This window comes from Synechococcus sp. FACHB-909 (assembly GCF_014698945.1).
Taxonomy (GTDB): Bacteria; Cyanobacteriota; Cyanobacteriia; order PCC-6307; family Cyanobiaceae; genus Cyanobium.
In genome coordinates, this window is record NZ_JACJTY010000001.1 from 583288 (window position 1) to 602731 (window position 19444).

Sequence of the window (19444 nt, forward strand, 5' to 3'; positions counted from 1 at the left end):
GGCTCCGAGAACGAAAGAAAAGACGGGAGCAGGGCGAGGCGAACAGCGATGGCCCTCCCGGCACGGGCGGATGCAGGGCGCGGCGAGAGCGGCCGATCAGGGGCAGGTCGAAACGGAAGCAAGATTTTGGACACTTTTTCTTGTTTTGGAATTCCTAGCAATATGCACCGTCAGCCGTGGCCAAAAACGCCCATTCCTGGGTCTCTATAACGATCCTCTAGGGCAACTTTAATGTTCTTAACACGTGGATTTTAGATGGGCGCGACGATCTCGAGAGCGGCCCTGTCACGTTCACAGAATCGGCAAGAGAGGTCGTTGCCATAGGATCCGCACCACGCGAACTATCGACCAGATCCAGGCATGAAATTCCTCGGGCTTGACCTCCTGTCAGGACTTTTGGGCCAAGCCAGCCTTGCCGGTCCACCCAGAAGCGAGAGCCTGCACCGACAGGTCGTCCCCGAGGAAACGATCGATCTGGCCCTGACGGAGGACATGGAGCTGCGATGGGCGACTGCCCTGCTGAATGTCAACAGAATCCTCGAAGACCTACCCCTGCGGGATGACTATGAGGATCTGCTGAGTGACACGTTCGCCACCGCCGGCACCGATTCCGATCAGTTCCAGTCCCGGGTGATTTCCCTCGCTCAGGTGTTGCGGGGGCCAGGCCTTCAGCTGGCGATCGAACGGCGCAGCGGAGAGGAACTCTCAGGCGCCAGCGGTGCCTACACACCCGGCGATCCTGATGGGCGGCAGAGGATCTACATCAATGCCAACTGGCTGTCCCTGGCCACCTCCGTGGAGGCCATTCAGCGCGTCCTGCTGGAGGAAGTGGGTCACGCCATCGATCAGTGGCTGAACGGCCCCCTCGATGCCCGGGGGGATGAGGGCGCCCTGTTCGCCGCCCTGGTCACCGGTGCTCCCCTGGTTGAGGCGCAGCGGGCGGCGATCCTGGCCGACAACGACCAGCACCAGCTCCTGATCGATGGCCGCTGGCTGGCCGCGGAGTTCGCCGCCGCCCCGGTGCTGAACGACAGCTTCGTCGGCACCCGCATCACCGCCGAGGACACCCCCCTGGCCATCACCGGCCTGAGCGTGGCCGACAGCGACAACGGTGGGGGCCCCATCACGCTGCGGCTGCGGATCACCACCACGGGGGGCACCGCCACCCTGGCCAGCGCCGCCCTGATCACCAGCGGCAGCAACGGCAGCGCCGATCTCACCCTGGAAGGCAGCCTGGCCGCCATCAATGCGGCGATCGCCAGCCTCCTGTTCACGCCGGCGGCCAACGCCAACAGCGTCAACACTCCGCTGGCGCCCAGCCTCACCCTGACCGCCACCGATCTCACCAATGGCGACGGCCCCATCAGCCTCACCACCGGGCCGATCCAGGTCACCCCGGTCAACGATGCCCCCACCCTGGTCACCAGCCCCCTGGTGGTGGCGGAAGGCGGCACTTCCAACTTCACGCTGGCGAACTTCACCCTCTCGGATGTGGACAACCTGCCCGAGCAGGTGATCTACCGGATCACCTCCCTGCCGGGCAAAGGAACCATCAGGCTCAATGGCAATCCCCTGGTGGTGGGCTCCAGCTTCTCCAGCAGCTTCAGGGGAAGTTTCACCTACACCCATGACGGCTCCCAGGTGCTGCCCGGGGTGATCGCCGGCAGCGACAGTGATGCCGTCACCGTCTCCGTCGACGATGGTGCCGGTGGGCGGATCGCTTCGGCGACCGTTCCGATCAGCCTCACCCCCGTCAACCAGGCACCGGCCGTGAGTGGCTCGGTTGCCGTCTTCGAGGGCCAGCGTGGGGTGCCGGTCACCCTCAGCATCAGTGATGCCGACCAGGCCGCGGGCGTGGCCCACACGGTCGTGATCACGTCGTTGCCCTCAAGGGGCACGCTCCGCTACAACGGCACCCCGATCACGGCACCGTTCACCCTTCCTTCGCTGGCGGGCCTCACCTACGACCACGACGGCAACGACCTCAATGGCGGCTTCCCCCCGAACGAGAGCTTCGGCGTCCGCGTCAGCGACGACGGCGGCGGCCAGGGAACCGGCGGGGTGCTCAGCAGCAACGCCGTCATCACCCTGGCGGTGCAGCGGGTCAACGATGACCCCACCCTCACCGCCAACAACCCGATCGTCACCCCCACCGGCAGCACGGCGATCACGGCCGCCGCCCTGAGGGTCAGCGACGCGGATTCGCCGTCCTCCAACCTCACCTACACCCTTACGGCGGCAGCGGATCCGGCCCGGGGGCAGCTGCAGGTGTTCCGTGGCGGCACCTGGGTGGGCCTGCTCAGCAGCGGCAGCTTCAGCCAGGACGACATCGACACCGGTCGGCTGCGGTTCAACTTCGTCAACGGCACCCCATCGGGCACCACGGCGGACTTCACGTTCACGGTGGAGGACGGCGCCATCGGCCTGCTTCCCGGCGGCTTCACCCAGACCCGCGACGGCGGCATCCACACCAACAGCACGCCCCAGCCCCTGCCGGGGGATCCGCTGACGCCGATCAGCTTCCGCCTCACCTACCTCAATTCCCTGGGCACCCCCAGCAGCGGTGGCGGCAACGCGCCCACCTCCCTGCCAGCCAATGCCGCCCCCAGCCTGGCCACCAACAACCTGCTGCGCACCAGCGAAGCTGCCACGGTGACGATCCGGGCCACGGATCTGGCCATCAGCGACAGCGACAGCAACCCGGCCGAGCGGGTCTACCGGCTCACCGCCGCGCCGGCGGGAGGCAGCCTGCAGCGCAACGGTGTGGTCCTCAACAACCTGGACGTCTTCACCCAGGACGACATCAACAACGGGCGGCTCACCTTCGTGCACGGTGGAGGGGAAGTCTTCGATTCCGGCTTCCGCTTCAACATCAGTGATGGCCGCAGCGTCGTCAGCAACGGAGCCAGCGATTTCCGCTTCGCGATCCGGGTCACGCCGATCAACGATGCCCCCAGCGCCAGCGTCAGTGGCAGCACCAGCCTGCTGGTGGAAGGGGGCACCTTGACCTTCAACAGTTCCAGCCCCGGACCGCTGCTGGGGGCGGCGGAGCGCCGCGACATCACCATCGCCGACGTGGATGGTTCGGGACAGCAGGTGTTCGCCGGAGCTCCCGGCAACCCCAACCCCGGCGCCGATGCCCTCTGGGATCCGGGCAGCTTCTCCCAGGCCGACACAGCCGACCAGCGACGGCTGCGGATCGACACCCTGCCGGCCAACGGCGTGCTCGAGTTCGACGCCACCGGCAGCGGCGCCTGGACCGTGATCGGCGATGGCAGCGGCGGCAGCCTCAATCGCGCCACGCTCCGCATCAGCCAGAGCCAGCTGTCGGCGGGCCGCCTGCGCTATCGCCACAACGGCAACGACGGGCCCGGGGAACTGGCCGACAGCTTCGTCTTCACCCCCCTCGACCGCTTCGACGCCCCCGGCACCCCGGTGACGGTGCCCCTGACGATCGCGCCCCTGAACGACCCGCCGGCTGCGATCGAAAACACGCCCCTCACCGTGGCGGAAGGTTCCCGCGGTGTGATCACTGGAAGCGCCAGCAGCAGCACGGCACTCCGGCTGGCGTACGGCGATTCCGACAACAGTCCGATCCAGCGCCAGTACCGGATCACGTCCCCCACCAGCAACGGTCGGCTGTTCCTCAACGGCCGTGCCCTGGGTGTGAACAGCGTGTTCACCCAGGCCGATCTCGACAACAACCTGATCACCTACCTGCACGACGGGACCGAGACCAGCAGCGATGCCTTCAGCTTCCGGGTGAGCGACGGCGGTGGCGACAACCCGATCAGCGGTGCCACCAACGAAATTCCCGGCACCTTTGTCATCGCCGTCACGCCCGCCAACGACCTGCCCAGCCTGAGTTCCCCGGCTTCCCTTGACGTCTTCGGCAGCGGCGCCACCCCGGTGGCCGTGGCCAGCGGCGGGCTGCTGCGCGCCACCGACAGCGATCTGGACACGATCGGGAGCGGAGAAACCGATCTGCTGCGGATCGAGGCCCAGCTGCTCGATGGGGCCAATGCGGTGGTGCCCTCCGGGCTGATCTCCTTCACCTCAGCCAATCCCAGCTCAGCGCGGGCCTTCCTGAGCGGCAAGGGCAGCAACAGCCTGGTGGTGCAGGGCACCCGCAGCGAAATCAATGCGGTGCTCGCCAGCCTCACGGTGGCCTTCGGCGCCGACCTGGATGCCAGCAACCTCAAGCTGCGCGTCAGCGTCGACGACCGCCTCTACAGCGCCGCGGGCGTGCTGGGGGTGGGGGCCAACGGTGGCCCGGTCAACCAGAACGATGGGGCCGGCAATCCGGTGCCCATCGACGCCGCCAACAACCGGATCAGCCGCGACATCGCTCTGACGGCCTCCAACCTCAACGATCTGCCCACGATCACCAACCCCACGCTGTTCAGCGTCAACGAAGACGCCAGCGTCAGCCTGGGCGGCTTCGTGCTGGCCGACGCCGACAGCTTCGGCCGCAACGTCAGCGTGCAGGTGCAGCTGTTCCGCGATGCCGCGCGAACGGTCCTTGCCGATGCCGCCACCGAAGGCCGGCTGCTGCTGGGCGCCATCGCCGGCCTGAGCGCCGCCACAGGCGACGGCACCAACACGATCACCCTCACCGGCCCGCTGACGGCGGTGCAGACCGCCCTCAATCTGCTGCGCTTCCAGGGGGCCCCCGACTTCAACGGCGCCGGCAGCGGCCTGGGCAGCCTTTTCCTGCGCACCAGCCTCACGGATTTCGGCCACGCCAATGTGCCCGCCGGCCACCGGGTGTCCGTCGACAACGGCGTACGCATCACGCCGGTCAACGATGCGCCGGTGCTGGCGGTTCCCGCCAACACGGTGATCGCCGGCGGCACCTTCCTCAACATCAGCAGCGGCTTCGCCATCCAGGACACGAGGGACACCAGCCAGGGGGCCAGCGATGACATCCGGGTGACCCTCAGTGCCACCGACGCCGGCAGCCCCTACGGCACCCTGCTGATCCAGAACGCCAACGGCGCCACCCTCACCACCAACGGCACCGCCAGCGTGCAGGTGCGGGGCACCCGTACCCAGGTGCAGGCGGCCCTGAACACCCTCCGCTACACCCCGGCCAACCCCAACGTGGATCGGGTGGTGACGATCACCGCCACCGCCTTCGATTTCGACAACGGGGCCGAAGCCGTGGGGGTGATCGGAAACAACTCCGCCACCGGCGCGTTCACCATCAACGTGTCCTCCACCAACGAGGCCCCGGTGCTGACGGCGCCGGTTACCCGCACCGTGGTGGAGGACAGCGGCGCCAACGCCTTCACAGGCGCCAACCTGATCAGCTTCTCCGACCCCGACGACTTCGGCGCCCTCCAGCGGCTCACCGTCGCTGTCAACCGGGGAACCATCAACCTGGTCACCCGCACGGGACTGACCGTGACAGGAGGCAACTACGGCACCACCAGCCTGACCGTGACCGGCACCGAGGCCAATCTCAACGCGGCCCTGGCCTCGCTCACCTACACCCCCACCGCCAACTTCCACGGGAGCGCCACGCTCACCGTGGTCGTCAATGACCTGGGCAGCACCGGCAGCGGCGGCGCCCGGCAGGCCGTCAGGAGCGTCGCCCTGACGGTGACCCCCCTCAACGACCAGCCCGTCGCCACCACCAACGTCGTCCTCCCCGCCATCGCGGAAGACGTCGCCGCCGCCGCCATCGCCGGCGCCACCCTCAGCTCCCTGGCCTTCGGCTATTCCGACGCCACCGACAACCAGACCGCCAACGGCGGCGGCAGCACGGCCACCCCCTTCTCCTTCCTTGCCGTCGTCGGCTCCACGAGCTACACCGCCGCCCAGGGCGTCTGGCAGATCTCCACCTCCGCCACGCCCAATCCCGCCGTCCCCGCCGACTGGATCAACCTCCCCAGCGCCGGCCTCTCCACCGCCGCCGCCCTCGTCTTCAGTGCCGCCAGCCGGGTGCGGTTTGTGCCTGCCGCCAACTTCCACGGCACCCCCGGCCGCCTGCTGGTGCGTCTCGCCGATGCCAGCGCTCCCCTCGCCACCAGCACCACACCCACCACCACCTTCAACCTGGCCACCGCCGGCGGCACCACCGCCACCGGTGCGTGGAGTGCTGTCAATCGCACCATCGCCACCACCGTCACCAACGTCAACGACCGGCCCACCGCCAGCGCCGCCAGCCTCGCCGCCACCACCGAGGACAACCCCAACCCTCCCGGCGCCACCATCGCCGCCCTCGGTTTCGGCTTCAGGGATACGGCCGACGACCAGCGCAGCGTCACCGGCGGCGCCAATGCCGCTTCCGCCCTCGGCGGCATCGCCATCACCGGCAACGCCGCCACCGCCGCCCAGGGCGTCTGGCAGTACAACCTCAACGCCGGAGCCGGCTGGGTCACCATCGCCTCCCCCTCCGAGAGCGCCGCCCTGCTGCTGCCCACCTCCGCCTCGCTCCGCTTCCTCCCCAGCAGCCCCAACTTCAACGGCACCCCGGGCGGTCTCAGACTCCGCGTCGCCGACACCCCCCTGGCCTTCAGCGCCGCCACCAACCTCACCCCCCTGCTCGGTCCCACCGGCCGCTACTCCGACCCCACCTCCCTCAACACCAGCGTCACCCCCGTCAACGACGTGCCGGCCTTCACCAGGGGGCCGGATCAGACCCTGCTGGAGGACGCCGGGGCCCAGAGCGTGACCGGCTGGGCGACAGGCCTGAGCCGCGGCGGTGGTGCCGACGAGGCCGGCCAGGCCCTCAGCTTTCTGGTCACCAACAACAACAACGCCCTGTTCAGCGCCCAGCCCACCATCGACGCCAGCGGGCGTCTCACCTACACCCCGGCGGCCAATGCCACCGGCACGGCCACCGTTTCGGTGCGCGTTCGCGACAGCGGCGGCACCGCCAACGGCGGCATCGACACCAGTGCCATCCAGACGTTCCTGATCTCGGTGACGCCGGCCAACGACGACTTCACCGACGCCAACGAAACCCGCTCCATCGCCGAGGGCAGCGGCACCACCACCGGCAGTCTCCTGAGCGGCACCTCCAGTCCCGATGGTCCGGTCTCGATCGCCTCCTTCTCCATCGCCGGCCAGAGCGGGCCCTTCCCCCTCGGCAGTCCCGTCACCATCGCCGGCGTCGGCAGCCTCACCATCGCCGCCAACGGCTCCTATGCCTTCACGCCGGCCGCCAACTACAACGGCCCGGTTCCGCTGATCTCCTACGCCGTCACCGACGGCTCTGGTGCCAACGACACCTCCACCCTCACCATCACCGTCACGCCGGTCAACAACGACTTCAGCGACGCCAACGAAACTCTCTCCATCGCCGAGGACAGCGGCACCACAACGGGCAATCTCCTCTCCGGCACCACCAGTCCCGATGGCCCGGTCGCGATCGCTTCCTTCTCCATCGCCGGCCAGAGCGGTCCCTTCCCCCTCGGCAGTCCCGTCACCATCGCCGGGGTCGGCAGCCTCACCATCGCCGCCAACGGCTCCTATTCGTTCACGCCGGCCGCCAACTACAACGGCACCGTTCCCCTGATCTCCTACGTCGTCACCGACGGCTCAGGGCCCAACGATTCCTCCACCCTCGCCATCACCGTCACGCCGGTCAACGACGACTTCAGCGACGTCAGCGAAACCCTCTCCATCGCCGAGGACAGCGGCACCACCACCGGCAATCTCCTCGCCGGCACCACCAGTCCCGATGGCCCGGTCTCGATCGCGTCCTTTTCCATCGCCGGCCAGAGCGGGCCCTTCCCCCTCGGCAGTCCCGTCACCATCGCCGGGGTCGGCAGCCTCACCATCGCCGCCAACGGCTCCTATTCCTTCACTCCAGCCGCCAACTACAACGGCCCGGTTCCCCTGATCTCCTACGTCGTCACCGACGGCTCCGGTCTCAACGACTCCTCCACCCTTTCGATCACCGTCACGCCGGTCAACGACGATTTCAGCGACGCCAACGAAACCCTCTCCATCGCCGAGGACAGCGGCACCACCACCGGCAATCTCCTCGCCGGCACCTCCAGTCCCGATGGCCCGGTTTCGATCGCTTCCTTCTCCATCGCCGGCCAGAGCGGTCCCTTCCCCCTCGGCAGCCCCTTCACCATCGCTGGCGTCGGCAGCCTCACCATCGCCGCCAACGGCTCCTATTCGTTCACGCCGGCCAGCAACTACAACGGCCCGGTTCCCCTGATCTCCTACGTCGTCACCGACGGTTCCGGCCTCAACGATTCCTCCACCCTTTCGATCACGGTCACACCGACGAACGACCCGCCCGTCAACACCGTCCCGGCGGGCCAGAGCATCGATGAAGAGACCTCCCTTTTCTTTAGCGGGGCGAATGTCATTTCCGTCAATGATGTCGATGGCAATCTCGCCAGCACGCGATTAACGGTTGCCAACGGCATCCTGACCATTGGCGCCCTCAACGGTGCCACCATCAGCAATGGGGGCAATGGCACCAGCAGCCTCACCCTCAGTGGCAGCCAGGCCCAGATCAATGCCGCTCTCGCCACCCTCTCTTATCTGCCCAACCCCAACTTCAACGGCGCCGATACCCTCACCGTTCTCTCCACCGACAGTGGCGCCACACCCCTCTCGGACGCCGACACCGTCGCCATCACCGTGACGCCGGTCAACGACGACTTCAGCGACGTCAACGAAACCCTCTCCATCGCCGAGGACAGCGGCACCACCACCGGCAATCTCCTCGCCGGCACCACCAGTCCCGATGGCCCGGTTTCGATCGCTTCCTTCTCCGTCGCCGGACTGAGCGGTCCCTTCACCCTTGGCAGCCCCATCACCATCGCCGGCGTCGGCAGCCTCACCATCGCCGCCAACGGCTCCTATTCCTTCACGCCGGCCGCCAACTACAACGGCCCGGTTCCGCTGGTCACCTACGCCGTCACCGACGGTTCCGGTGCCAACGACGCCTCCACCCTTTCGATCACCGTCACGCCGGTCAACGACGACTTCAGCGACGCCAACGAAACTCTCTCCATCGCCGAGGACAGCGGCACCACAACGGGCAATCTCCTGGCCGGCACCACCAGTCCCGATGGCCCGGTCGCGATCGCTTCCTTCTCCATCGCCGGCCAGAGCGGTCCCTTCCCCCTCGGCAGCCCCATCACCATCGCCGGGGCCGGCAGCCTCACCATCGCCGCCGACGGCTCCTATTCCTTCACGCCTGCCGCCAACTACAACGGCCCTGTCCCCCTGATCTCCTACGCCGTCACCGACGGCTCCGGGGCCAACGACGCCTCCACCCTTTCGATCACCGTCACGCCGGTGAACGATCCGCCGGTGGCCACCGACGACGTCTTCGGCGGACCGATCCGACCCGCAGCCGGCACCACCGCGTCGGTCAACGTCACCGACAACGACAGCGACCTCGATTCCCCCCTGGATCCCGCTTCGATCACGATCGTGGGCAGTGCAGGGCCCGGCCAGTCGCTGCTGGTGGCCGGGGAAGGCACCTGGAGCGTCAACAGCGCCACCCAGGAGATCAGCTTCACCCCAGTCAGCGGGTTCGTCGGCGATCCCACCCCGATCCAGTACACGATCAGGGACCTGCAGGGGGCGATCAGCAACCCGGCCACGGTGACCATCGATTACGACAACCTGGCCATCTCGCCCAACCCTCCGGTGCCGGCACCAAGGCACGTCGACTTCTACCTGCTGCTCGACAGCTCCACCTCGATGAAGGGCAGCGACCCCAGTGGCGTCTCCCGGATCGAGGCCCAGAACCGTCTGGCCTTCGAGACCTTGAAATCGGCCCTGGCCGCTGCCGGCTACGGCTACACCCTCAAGGGCAGCAACACCTTCCAGCCCTTCCTCGATGACACCAATCTGACCAGCAGCCAGACCCTGGCCACCGACATCCTCAACTACGAACTGGTGGACGACCCCACCGATGGCAGCAGCACCAATGCCAGGTCGATCACGATCCACACCATCGATTTCGGCTATCTGGTCAGCCACAGCGAGGTCACCTTCACCGGCAGCAATCCCAACTTCGGCGAACTGCTGGCCCGGGATGTGCTGCTCACCCAGACCCCCGACATCACCTACGGGGCCACCACCAGCCCCGACTGGATCGCCCGCGGTCTGCCGGCGCCCAACTCCCTGGATGCCTACACCGCCCCCGGCACCAACGGCAACCGCTACAGCGGCACCGAGATGCTCGGGGCCCTGGTGGCCCTCGACCGGCTGCTCGTGAAGGAACTGCCCAACGTCGCCCTCGACACGATCGTGTCGGTGGCGATGATCACCGACGGCCGCCCCGAACGGCGCCCCTGGTGGGACAACCGGCCCGACTTCGGCCAGGGCTGGACCGGCACCAACGTTCCCCTGCCCACCAGCTCGTGGCTCGACGGCGATCCGATCCTCAGCTCGGGGCTGCGCTACACCAGCAGCGGCACCCCGATCCGGGTGCCGACGGCCGCCGGCGTCGACATCTGGGGCCAGGCCCAGACCTCCCTCAACAACACCCTCGACACCGTGGCCGCCAGGGCCGGCGCCAGCAACGTGAACGTGCTGGCGATCGGCATGGGCGACGGGGGGATCTCCAACTGGAACGCCATCTATACCGACCTGTTCACCAACCAGACCTTCGATGCCAGCCGCAGCTGGAACTACCAGTTCTCCACCTCCGGCCAGCTGCCGCAGCTGTCGGGGTGAGCCGCCATTGCGCCCATCCCCCCTGTGACGGCAGGCTGGAAGCCATTCGTCCCGATGGCCATGACCCGCGAGCACGATCCCTTCCGCATTCCCCGCGCCGGCTGGGAAGCCGCCCCCCTGGCGGGGCTGGCCTCGGTGGATCTCAACCGCAACGGCGGCGCCTTCAGCGGCGGTGAATTCGTCTCGGAATCCACCGTCGGCGGCGTGCTGCTCTACGCGACCTACCAGGCCCTGCTGAGCGCCCTGCGCACCGAGGCCCTGCGCAAGCGGGGCGAGATCGACCGACTGACCCAGGTGCGGCTGGTGCTGGCCACCAGCCTGGAGTCGGCCCGCACCGGCGTGGCCGTGGGGGCCGTGCTCTCGGTGGTGCTGCTGGTGTTCCCCTGGCTGGCGGCGCCGATGGCCCTGGTGGGGGTGGTCGGGACGGCCAAGGCCTCCCTTGACCTGTTCCATGCCTTCTGGGATGGCCTCGACGCCGAGCAGAAGCTGCAGGTCACCATCGCCGCCCACGAGGCGGGTGTGAACCTGCGCCGCTTCTTCAGCAACGCCGGCGAGGGTCTGGGGCCGGTGGCGGGCTGAGCGAGGCCCCCTTAGCGCCCCCCCTCAACGCCCACCCCCGAACAGCTGCTGCAGCAGCCCGCCCAGGGCCTGGCCCAGGGCTTCGCTGTCGCTGCCCTGCACCACCTGGCCATTGGCATCCACGGGCTGGAGGGCCTGGTTGAGCTGGGCCGTGGTCGCCGTCGTCGTGCTGCGGAAGCCCAGGTTGAAGACGCTGGCCCAGCCCAGCTGGATGTCGGAGCGGTACTGGTCGGCGTTGACCCTCGACTGAACAGCCGCCGCCGAGCCGTTGGGCATCTGGATGCTCCAGGGACCGTTGCCCTGGGCGGTGAAGCGGAGCGTGCGCAGCTGGTTCGAGGCCGGCAGCCTGTCGAAGGTGAAGGCCAGGGTCTTGGAGCCGTTGGTGTTGTTCTGGACGATCTCGTAACGGCAGGTGCCGTTGTAGATGGAGATCCCGGCGTTGGTCCAGGTGCAGGTGCCGCTCTGGCGGGTGCGGGTGAACGGCGCCTGGAAGCTGTTGGAGGGGGGCTGGCCCGTGGCCGTACCGCCGCCAGGCCCCCAGGTGGAACCGGCACCGCCGATCACCGTGCCCTGGCCGCCCGGGATGCCGGATCCGGCACCGGCGCCGAACACCCAGGGGTTCAGCCGTGGGTCGAAGCTGGTGCGCTGGCGGTTCGTCCAGCAGCCGCGCAGGTTGAAGTTGCAGTAGCGGCCGTCGGCGAAGGTGACGTCGACTAGCGGATTGTTGACCAGATTGTTCTCCAGGGTGCGGCGCGCCCGGCGTCCGAATTCCTGCTCCGTCTCGACCAGGGCGGCCCCGCTGGCGTTGAAGCAGACGCTGACGGAGCTGTCGCAGATCACCCCCTGCACCGGAAAGGACAGGGTTCGGTTGCCGGGCTGGCCGTAACCGGCGCCCCCGGATCCACCGCCGCCGCCCCAGGGCGTGGTCTGCACGGGCGTCTGCTGGCTCGGGGCGCCCCAGGGATTGCCCTGGGCCCGTGCCTCCGGTGCCGCCACGGCCAGGGCAACCAACAGCAGCGAGGCCTGGCTGAAGAATCCGGTGACAAATCTGTTCATCAATCCTGGAACACGTTCACGAGCACAGGAATCAACGATACCAGGATTGGTCTTTCGAACCCTTTTTATCTGGCGTTCTGCAGCAACCAAGCAGAAGAATTGTCAAGGTTGGTGATCACAACGCTGGATGGTGATCACAAGCCAGCTCGAAAGCCTCTTCCCAGCCTCTCGCCATCACTCCGCCTCCAGGCTGCCGCGCACCATGGCCATGCCGCAGTGGAACGGGTAGGAGCCCGGCCGCTCGGGAAGCAGTTCAATGCTGGTGGTGGCCCCCAGGGGCAGGTCGAGGCTGCGCTGGAAGTCCGGGAAAATCACCTGGGCCACGCAGCCGCTGGGATCGGTGCGGTGAAACAGCAGCCGCACCGGCCGGCCCGCCTTCACCCGGACGCGGGCCGGGGCGTAACCGCCCTGCACCGTGATGGTGATCTCCTGCATCCCCTGCTCCCCTTCGCCGGCTGCGACGCCGGCGCCATGGGGGACGAGGAACCACCAGAGCTCCGCCGCGATCAGGGCCAGCCCGGCCGCCGCCACCAGCACCTGCAGGGCCAGCGGCTGGGGGATCGTGCGCCACAGCGGCGCGACCTCGTGGGGCGTCATGTCCCGGCCCCCGACGGACGCAGGCGGGGCCGGAAGCGACGCAGCCGCAGGGCATTGCTCACCACCGACACCGAACTGAAGGCCATGGCGGCTCCCGCCAGCATCGGGTTCAGCAGCCAGCCCGTGAGCGGGAACAGCAACCCGGCGGCGATCGGGATCCCCGCCACGTTGTAGGCGAAGGCGAAGAACAGGTTCTGGCGGATGGTGGCCATGGTGCGGCGGCTGAGCTCGATCGCCGCCGGCACGCCACCCAGATGGCCCGAGAGCACGGTGATGTCACTGGCGGCGATGGCCACATCGGTGCCCGTGCCCATGGCGATGCCCACATCGGCCCGGGCCAGGGCCGGGGCGTCGTTGATGCCGTCCCCCACCATCGCCACCGGGCCCTGCCCCTGCTCCTGCAGTTGCTGCACCACCGCCGCCTTGTCGCCGGGGCGCACCTCGGCGATCACCCGCACGATGCCCACATCGGCCGCCACCACCTCGCTGGTGCGGCGGGCATCGCCGCTGAGCAGCACCACCTCCAGCCCCAGCCGCCGCAGGGCGGCGACGGCGGCATGGGCCTCGGGCTTGATCGGATCGGCGATGCCGAAGCAGGCCTCGATCCGCCCCTCCACGGCCACGGCGGCCACGCTGCGGGCGGCCCGCTCCAGCCGCGCCACCACCGGATCCAGGGTGGTGGTGTCCAGGCCCGAACTCCGCAGCCAGCGGGGGCTGCCCACCCGCACCTCCTGGCCGGCCACGCTGGCCAGCACACCGGACCCGGTCATGGCCTCGAAGCTCTGGAGCGGGGGAAGGTCACCGTGGCCGCAGCGGCTGGAGGCGTAGGCCACGATCGCCTCCGCCAGGGGATGCTCCGAGCGCGACTCCACGGCTGCCACCAGGGCCAGGAGCGTCCCGACCGGCATCCGGCCGCCATGGAGCCGCTCGAAATCGGTCACCTCCGGCTGGCCCATGGTGAGGGTGCCGGTCTTGTCGAGCACGATGGTGCGCAACCCACCGGCCGTTTCCAGCGCCTCGGCGCTGCGGAAGATCAGGCCGTTCTCGGCCCCCTTGCCGGAGGCCACCATGATCGCCGTGGGGGTGGCCAGACCGAGGGCGCAGGGGCAGGCGATCACCAGCACGCTGACGAGAAACAGCGTTGCCAGCACCAGGTTGCCGCTGACCAGGAACCACAGCACGAAGGTGGCGATGGCGATGGCGATGACCACCGGCACGAACCAACCCACCACCTGATCCGCCAGGCGCTGCACCCGGGTGCGGGAGCTCTGGGCCTGGCGCACCAGCGCGACGATGCGGGCCAGCGTCGTGTCGTCGCCGACGCGGGTGACGCGGAAGGTGAAGCTGCCGCTGCGGTTCATCGCCGCGCCGATCACCCCGTCCCCGGGGCCCTTGGCCACCGGTGTCGGCTCGCCGGTGAGCATCGATTCCTCCACCCAGGAGCTGCCCTCCACCACCACCCCGTCGAGGGGCAGCTTCTCCCCGGGCCGCACCTGGACCAGGTCGCCCACCGCCACCGTGGCCACGGGGACCTCCGTGGCGATCCCCTCCCGCAGCACCCGGGCCGTGGGGGGCTGGAGCTGGAGCAGCCGCCGGATCGCCTCGGAGGTCTGGCCGCGGGCCCTGGCCTCCAGCAGCCGGCCCAGCAGCACCAGGGTGAGGATCACCGCGGCGGTTTCGTAGTAGACGTCGGCCGGCAGACCTTCGGCGGTGAGCACCTCCGGGGCCACCGTGGCCACCAGGGAGGCCAGCCAGGCGATGCCGGTGGCGGCGGCCACCAGGGTGTTCATGTCGGCGCTGTGGCGGCGCAGGGACGACCAGGCACCGCTGAAGAACTCCCGCCCGCACCAGAACAGCACCGGGGAACTCAGCAGCAGCTGGGTCCAGGGGCTGGTGAACCAGGCCGGCAGCCAATCCAGGTGCATCCCCAACATGTGGGGCAGGGTGGCCACCATCACCAGCAGGGTGAGCACGGCCGCCACCGACAGGCGGCGGCGCAGCACGGTGAGCTCCCGCGCCAGCTCCCTCTCCATCCCCGTCGGGGAGCTGGCCGCCGGTTCGGCGGCGCAGCAGGGCGAGCCCAGGGTGGTGATGCTCATCGCGGGCGTACCGGGGCCGGGAGCTTGGGCTTCACCGTATGGGCTCCCCTGGGCTGGAGAGTCAAGCCCCGCCCCTAGGCTGATTCCGTGCCCCCCTTCCACGACTGGAGTCGCCTGGAGACGCAGGCCCGGACCCAGCTGCAGGGGCTCTGCCTGGCCGAGAAACTGGCCATGCTCGATGGGGACACGCCGTTCTGGGGTGGCCTGGCGGCCATCGCCCTCCACGACGCCTCCCACCGCCGCCCCTGGCCGGCCGGGGTGGTGGAGCGCCTGGGCATCGGCGGGCTGCACTTCGTCGATGGCCCCCGCGGGGTGGTGCTGGAGGGCGGTGCCACCACCTTCCCGGCCCCCATCGGCCGCGGGGCCAGCTGGGACGTCGATCTGGAGGAGAGGATCGGCGAGGCCATGGGGGCGGAGGCGCGCAGCTTCGGGGCCAACCTGTTCGGCGGAATCTGCGTGAATCTGCTGCGCCATCCGGGCTGGGGCCGGGCCCAGGAGACCTACGGAGAGGACCCGGTGCACGTGGGCGCCATGGGGGCCGCGGCGACCCGCGGCGTGCAGCGCCATGCCATCGCCTGCCTCAAGCATTTCGCCCTCAACTCGATCGACAGCGCCCGCTTCCGCGTCGATGTGACGGCCAGTGAGCGGGTGCTGCAGGAGCTCTACCTGCCCCAGTTCCGCGACGGCGTGGAGGCCGGCGCCCTGGCGGTGATGAGCGCCTACAACAGCGTCAACGGGGCCTGGTGCGGCCAGCATCCCCACCTGCTGCGGGAGATCCTCAAGGAACGCTGGGGTTTCCGCGGCTTCGTGCTCACCGACTTCATCTTCGGCCTCCGCGACGGCGTGGCGGCCATCGAGGCCGGCCAGGACCTGGAGATGCCCTTCCGGATGATCTTCGCGGCCACGCTTCCGGCGGCGGTGGCGGCGGGACGGGTGCCGGAGGCGTTGATTGATGCTGCGGTGCTGCGGATGCTGCTGGCCCAGGCCACGGTGCCCGCCGGCGCCTATCCGGTGACCCTGCGCGGCTGCCGCGCCCACCGGCAGCTGGCGCGGGACGCCGCCGCCGGCTCGATCGTGCTGCTCAGGAACGTCGGCGACGTGCTGCCCCTGAACGGCATCGGCTCTCTGGCGGTGATCGGCCCGCTGGCGGACACCGCCAACCTGGGGGACCGGGGGTCCTCCGACACCCGGCCGGCACCGGGGTCAGTGGTGACGCCCCTGGCCGGACTGCGGGCGGCAGCGCCGGACCTGCGCCTGCACCACGACGACGGCAGCGATCCGGCCGGGGCGGCGGCCCTGGCGGCCCGCTGTGAGGCGGCCCTGCTGGTGGTGGGCCTGGACTGGCGCCACGAGGGGGAACACATCCACCCGGGCGATCTGGCGCCGATCCTGTGCCAGGCGCCGCCCCCCGACTGGCTGCTGCGCCTCTGCGGCCGCCGCCGGCTGCTGCCGCTATGGACGGCGGCGGCGGCGATGGTCGCCGGGGTGACGCGCTTCGGTTCGGCCCGGGCCGGCGGCTCCTTCGCCTCCGGCGATCGCACGGTGCTGCAGCTGCCGCCGCCGCAGGAGGCCCTGATCCTGGCGGTCGCCGCCGCCAATCCGCGCACGGTGGTGGTACTGATGGGCGGTGGGGCGATCCTGTGCGAAGCGTGGCGGCAGCGGGTGCCGGGCCTGCTGCTGCTCTGGTACCCCGGCGAGCAGGGGGGCGCGGCCCTCGCCGACGTGCTGCTGGGACGGATCTCCCCGTCGGGGCGGATGCCCTTTTCGGTGCCCACCGAGGCCAGCCACCTGCCGCCGTTCGATCCCCGGGCCCGGCAGATCACCTACGACCTCTGGCACGGCTACCGGCGGCTGGCCCGCAGCGGGCGGCCGGCGGCCTTTCCCTTCGGCTTCGGGCTCTCCTACAGCCGCTTCCGCCACACCGACCCGGCGGTGGCGTGGTTCCCCACCCCGGCGGGGGTCGAGGCGGCGGTGGAGCTGGCCGTCACGGTGACGAACACCGGCACCGTGGAGGCCGCCGAGGTGGTGCAGGTCTACGTCGAGCCGCCCGGGGAGGCCGCGGAGCGGCCGCAGCGCACCCTGGTGGGCTTCGCTCGGGTGAGCCTGGGGCCCGGCGGGAGCCAGCGGCAGCGGATCCGGATTCCGCTGCGCCGGCTCGCCTGGTTCGACGAGACCCGCGACGGCTTCGTCCTGGAGGGCGGCCGCCACCGGCTGCTGGTGGCCCGCCATGCCGAGGACGGCGGGATCGGCGTGGACCTCGAACTGGAGAGCGGGATGGTGGGGCCCTGAGCGAACCCTCAGCCCTCGCCGGGGCGACGGATCACGGCCTGCAGGGCGCGCTCCACCCGCAGGTGGGTGTAGCGCTGCAGCCAGAGGCAGGGAACGTTGAACAGGGTCGCGAACAGCAGGTTGATCAGCACCCCGGCCGGCGGCAGCCACAGGGCCGTGACGATCCAGAACGGCCAGAGCGCCAGATGCACCAGCTCGGCCCGGCGGGTTTCCGCCAGCAGGCGCTGCAGGGTGGGGCGATCCCTGCCCACCAGGCTGTTCTTGGCCACCCCCCCGGGGAAGGCGGTGCCGGCATCGGGCAGCAGGGATTTCCAGCGGCGGATGGCGAGCCGTTGCTCGAAGCCGCTGCGGCTCTCCGGCCAGGGGCGCCGTCCCGTCAGCCAGCTGTCGTGATCCAGCGCCTGCGGGGGCAGCCGGTGGGCCAGCCAACCGACCAGCAGCGACCACAGCAGCCAGCCCAGGGCGCAGGCCAGGGCCGCTAGCGCGTCGGAAACCGCCTGCCCTTCCATTCGATCGTGCCCCGCTCGAGATTCAGGATCGCCAGAACGAACACCCCCAGAAAGAAGAGCACGGGAATCGGAAAGATCAGGCAGATCCAGCCGAAGTCACCGATCCGGCGGGTGACCACCAGCAGCTGTACGGCGAAAGCGACGTAGAGCAGCAGGTTGGGCAGCACGGCCGTGTCCCCCACCATCCGCCAGCCCAGCAGGGAGGCGGGCAGGCACCAGGCCGCCCAGAACAGGCCGGAGATCCACAGGATCACGCCGAGCATCCAGAGCCAGCGCACCTCCCCGGCGGCGGTGGCGAAGTTCTTGGCGAAGCCCACCACCATGTCCTGGAAGCCTCCGGGATACATGCGGTAGTCGAGCAGCCCCTGGCCGATGTAGGCGCTCACCGGCAGCCCCGCCTGCTCATAAAGGTGGCCCAGGAACCAGTCCTCCACCACCTTGCCGGCGACCGCCGCATGGCCGCCGATGCGGTCGTAATCGCTGCGGCTGGTGGCCATGGCCGGCCCGAAGGCCACCCCGCAGCCCCGGCCCATCGGCACCGCCATCAGCCCCACGAGGTTGAACAGCACCGAGAGCAGCTCGTAGGGCTTCTCGGTGCGGTGGAAGGGCTGCACCGAAACGAGGCCGCCCAGCTCCTGCTGGGTCGCCACGAGGCGCTGCAGGAACTCGGGATGGGGTTCGGTGTCGGCGTCGAGGAACAGCAGGGTTTCCCCCCGGCTGGCGCGGACGCCGTGGTGGAGGGCCCAGGTCTTGCCGCACCAGCCCTCGGCCAGCGGCGGCGGCCGCATCACCGTGACGCCGGCGGCGGCGGCGATGGCCCCGGTGCGGTCATCGGAGTGGTCGTCGATCACGATCACCTCCTGGGGTGTGAGGCTCTGGAGGCGCAGGGCGGCGAGCAGTTTCGGCAGGGTGTGTTCCTCGTTGCGGGCCGGGATCAGCACCGACACCGTCGGCTGGCCCTGGACCCTGGAGGCGGGAAGCCGGGGCATGCGCAGGCACAGGGCCCAGCCGAGCAGCCAGCGCACCAGCAGCGAGATGGCCAACAGATCCACGGTCGGCACCCCTCTTGTCTTTCCAAGCTAGGGACGTAGCAGCTCCTGAATAAGCGGTTCCAGGGCGGCCGGGTGGGTCATCAGCTGGTGGTGATACCGCACCGGCAGGCAGCGGCCCGGGCCGATCGGCAGCACGGCGCGCCAGGCCGGCATCACCATCAGGTCCGGATGGCAGTAGAAGCTGCAGCACTCCACGGGCTCCAGGGTGGCCAGCTGGGTGTTGAGCCGCACCAGCAGGGGGCTGCCCGTCTTCAGGTCGGCGATGCCGGCCAGCGGCCAGCTGGGCCAGGGACCGGCGGTGAGGGTGCCCTGCTGGGGACTGCCCACGCTGATCAGCCGCCGCGTGCGCCGGTGGCCGCCCCGCAGCTGGATCCAGGTCCGGGCGATCACCCCGCCCATCGAAAAGCCCAGCAGATCGATGGGCTGCTGGGCTCCGAAGGCCGCTTCGATATGGAGGCCGAGCAGGTCGGCCTGCTCCTCGATCGGCGTGAGCCCGAAGCGGTGGGGCAGATGGGGAATCAGCAGGGGGCCGCGACGCCCCGCCAGCAGGCGCTGCAGGGGATCGAACAGACGGGGGGTGTCCCACATCCCGTGGATC

General features: G+C 69.5%; 9 protein-coding genes. 3 read left to right on the forward strand and 6 right to left on the reverse strand.

The window, feature by feature from the left end; all coding sequences use genetic code 11:
- Positions 1-492: 492 nt before the first annotated feature.
- Together H6G99_RS02905 and H6G99_RS02910 are read left to right on the forward strand one after the other, a co-directional pair.
- Positions 493-10665 (forward strand): cadherin-like domain-containing protein, encoded by a 10173-nt coding sequence (locus H6G99_RS02905; protein WP_190609702.1) that lies wholly within the window; start codon positions 493-495, stop codon positions 10663-10665.
- 60 nt (positions 10666-10725) lie between these two features.
- The gene (locus H6G99_RS02910) at positions 10726-11244 is read left to right on the forward strand and encodes a hypothetical protein (protein ID WP_190609704.1); all 519 of its coding nucleotides are present in this window, start codon (positions 10726-10728) and stop codon (positions 11242-11244) included.
- A gap of 24 nt (positions 11245-11268) precedes the next feature.
- On the opposite strand, the gene H6G99_RS02915 is transcribed toward H6G99_RS02910, so the two are convergent.
- The 3 genes from H6G99_RS02915 to H6G99_RS02925 all read right to left on the reverse strand — a co-directional run bounded on the left by H6G99_RS02915 (position 11269) and on the right by H6G99_RS02925 (position 14996).
- Positions 11269-12300, reverse strand: a complete 1032-nt coding sequence (locus H6G99_RS02915) for a YcgJ family protein (RefSeq protein WP_190609706.1) — start codon at positions 12298-12300, stop codon at positions 11269-11271.
- A gap of 174 nt (positions 12301-12474) precedes the next feature.
- The gene (locus H6G99_RS02920; RefSeq protein ID WP_190609707.1) at positions 12475-12897 is read right to left on the reverse strand and encodes a cupredoxin domain-containing protein; all 423 of its coding nucleotides are present in this window, start codon (positions 12895-12897) and stop codon (positions 12475-12477) included.
- Positions 12894-14996, reverse strand: a complete 2103-nt coding sequence (locus H6G99_RS02925; protein ID WP_190609709.1) for a copper-translocating P-type ATPase — start codon at positions 14994-14996, stop codon at positions 12894-12896. Before H6G99_RS02925 ends, H6G99_RS02920 begins: the two co-directional genes overlap by 4 nt.
- Before the next feature lie 87 nt (positions 14997-15083).
- Here H6G99_RS02925 and H6G99_RS02930 point away from each other — a divergent pair, with 87 nt between their 5' ends.
- Positions 15084-17285 (forward strand): beta-glucosidase family protein, encoded by a 2202-nt coding sequence (locus H6G99_RS02930; RefSeq protein WP_190609710.1) that lies wholly within the window; start codon positions 15084-15086, stop codon positions 17283-17285.
- Between the two features lie 8 nt (positions 17286-17293).
- Here the strand turns inward: H6G99_RS02930 and H6G99_RS02935 are convergent, their stop codons facing one another.
- Genes H6G99_RS02935 through H6G99_RS02945 form a run of 3 tightly spaced genes read right to left on the reverse strand, consistent with a single transcriptional unit; the run spans position 17294 to position 19434 of the window.
- The gene (locus tag H6G99_RS02935; protein WP_190609712.1) at positions 17294-17794 is read right to left on the reverse strand and encodes a glycosyl-4,4'-diaponeurosporenoate acyltransferase CrtO family protein; all 501 of its coding nucleotides are present in this window, start codon (positions 17792-17794) and stop codon (positions 17294-17296) included.
- Positions 17764-18846: a glycosyltransferase family 2 protein gene (locus tag H6G99_RS02940; RefSeq protein ID WP_190609713.1), complete on the reverse strand. Its 1083-nt coding sequence runs from the start codon at positions 18844-18846 to the stop codon at positions 17764-17766. Before H6G99_RS02940 ends, H6G99_RS02935 begins: the two co-directional genes overlap by 31 nt.
- Positions 18847-18873: 27 nt before the next feature.
- On the reverse strand, positions 18874-19434 hold the full coding sequence (locus H6G99_RS02945; protein WP_502707659.1) for an esterase/lipase family protein: 561 nt from the start codon (positions 19432-19434) through the stop codon (positions 18874-18876).
- Positions 19435-19444: the final 10 nt, after the last annotated feature.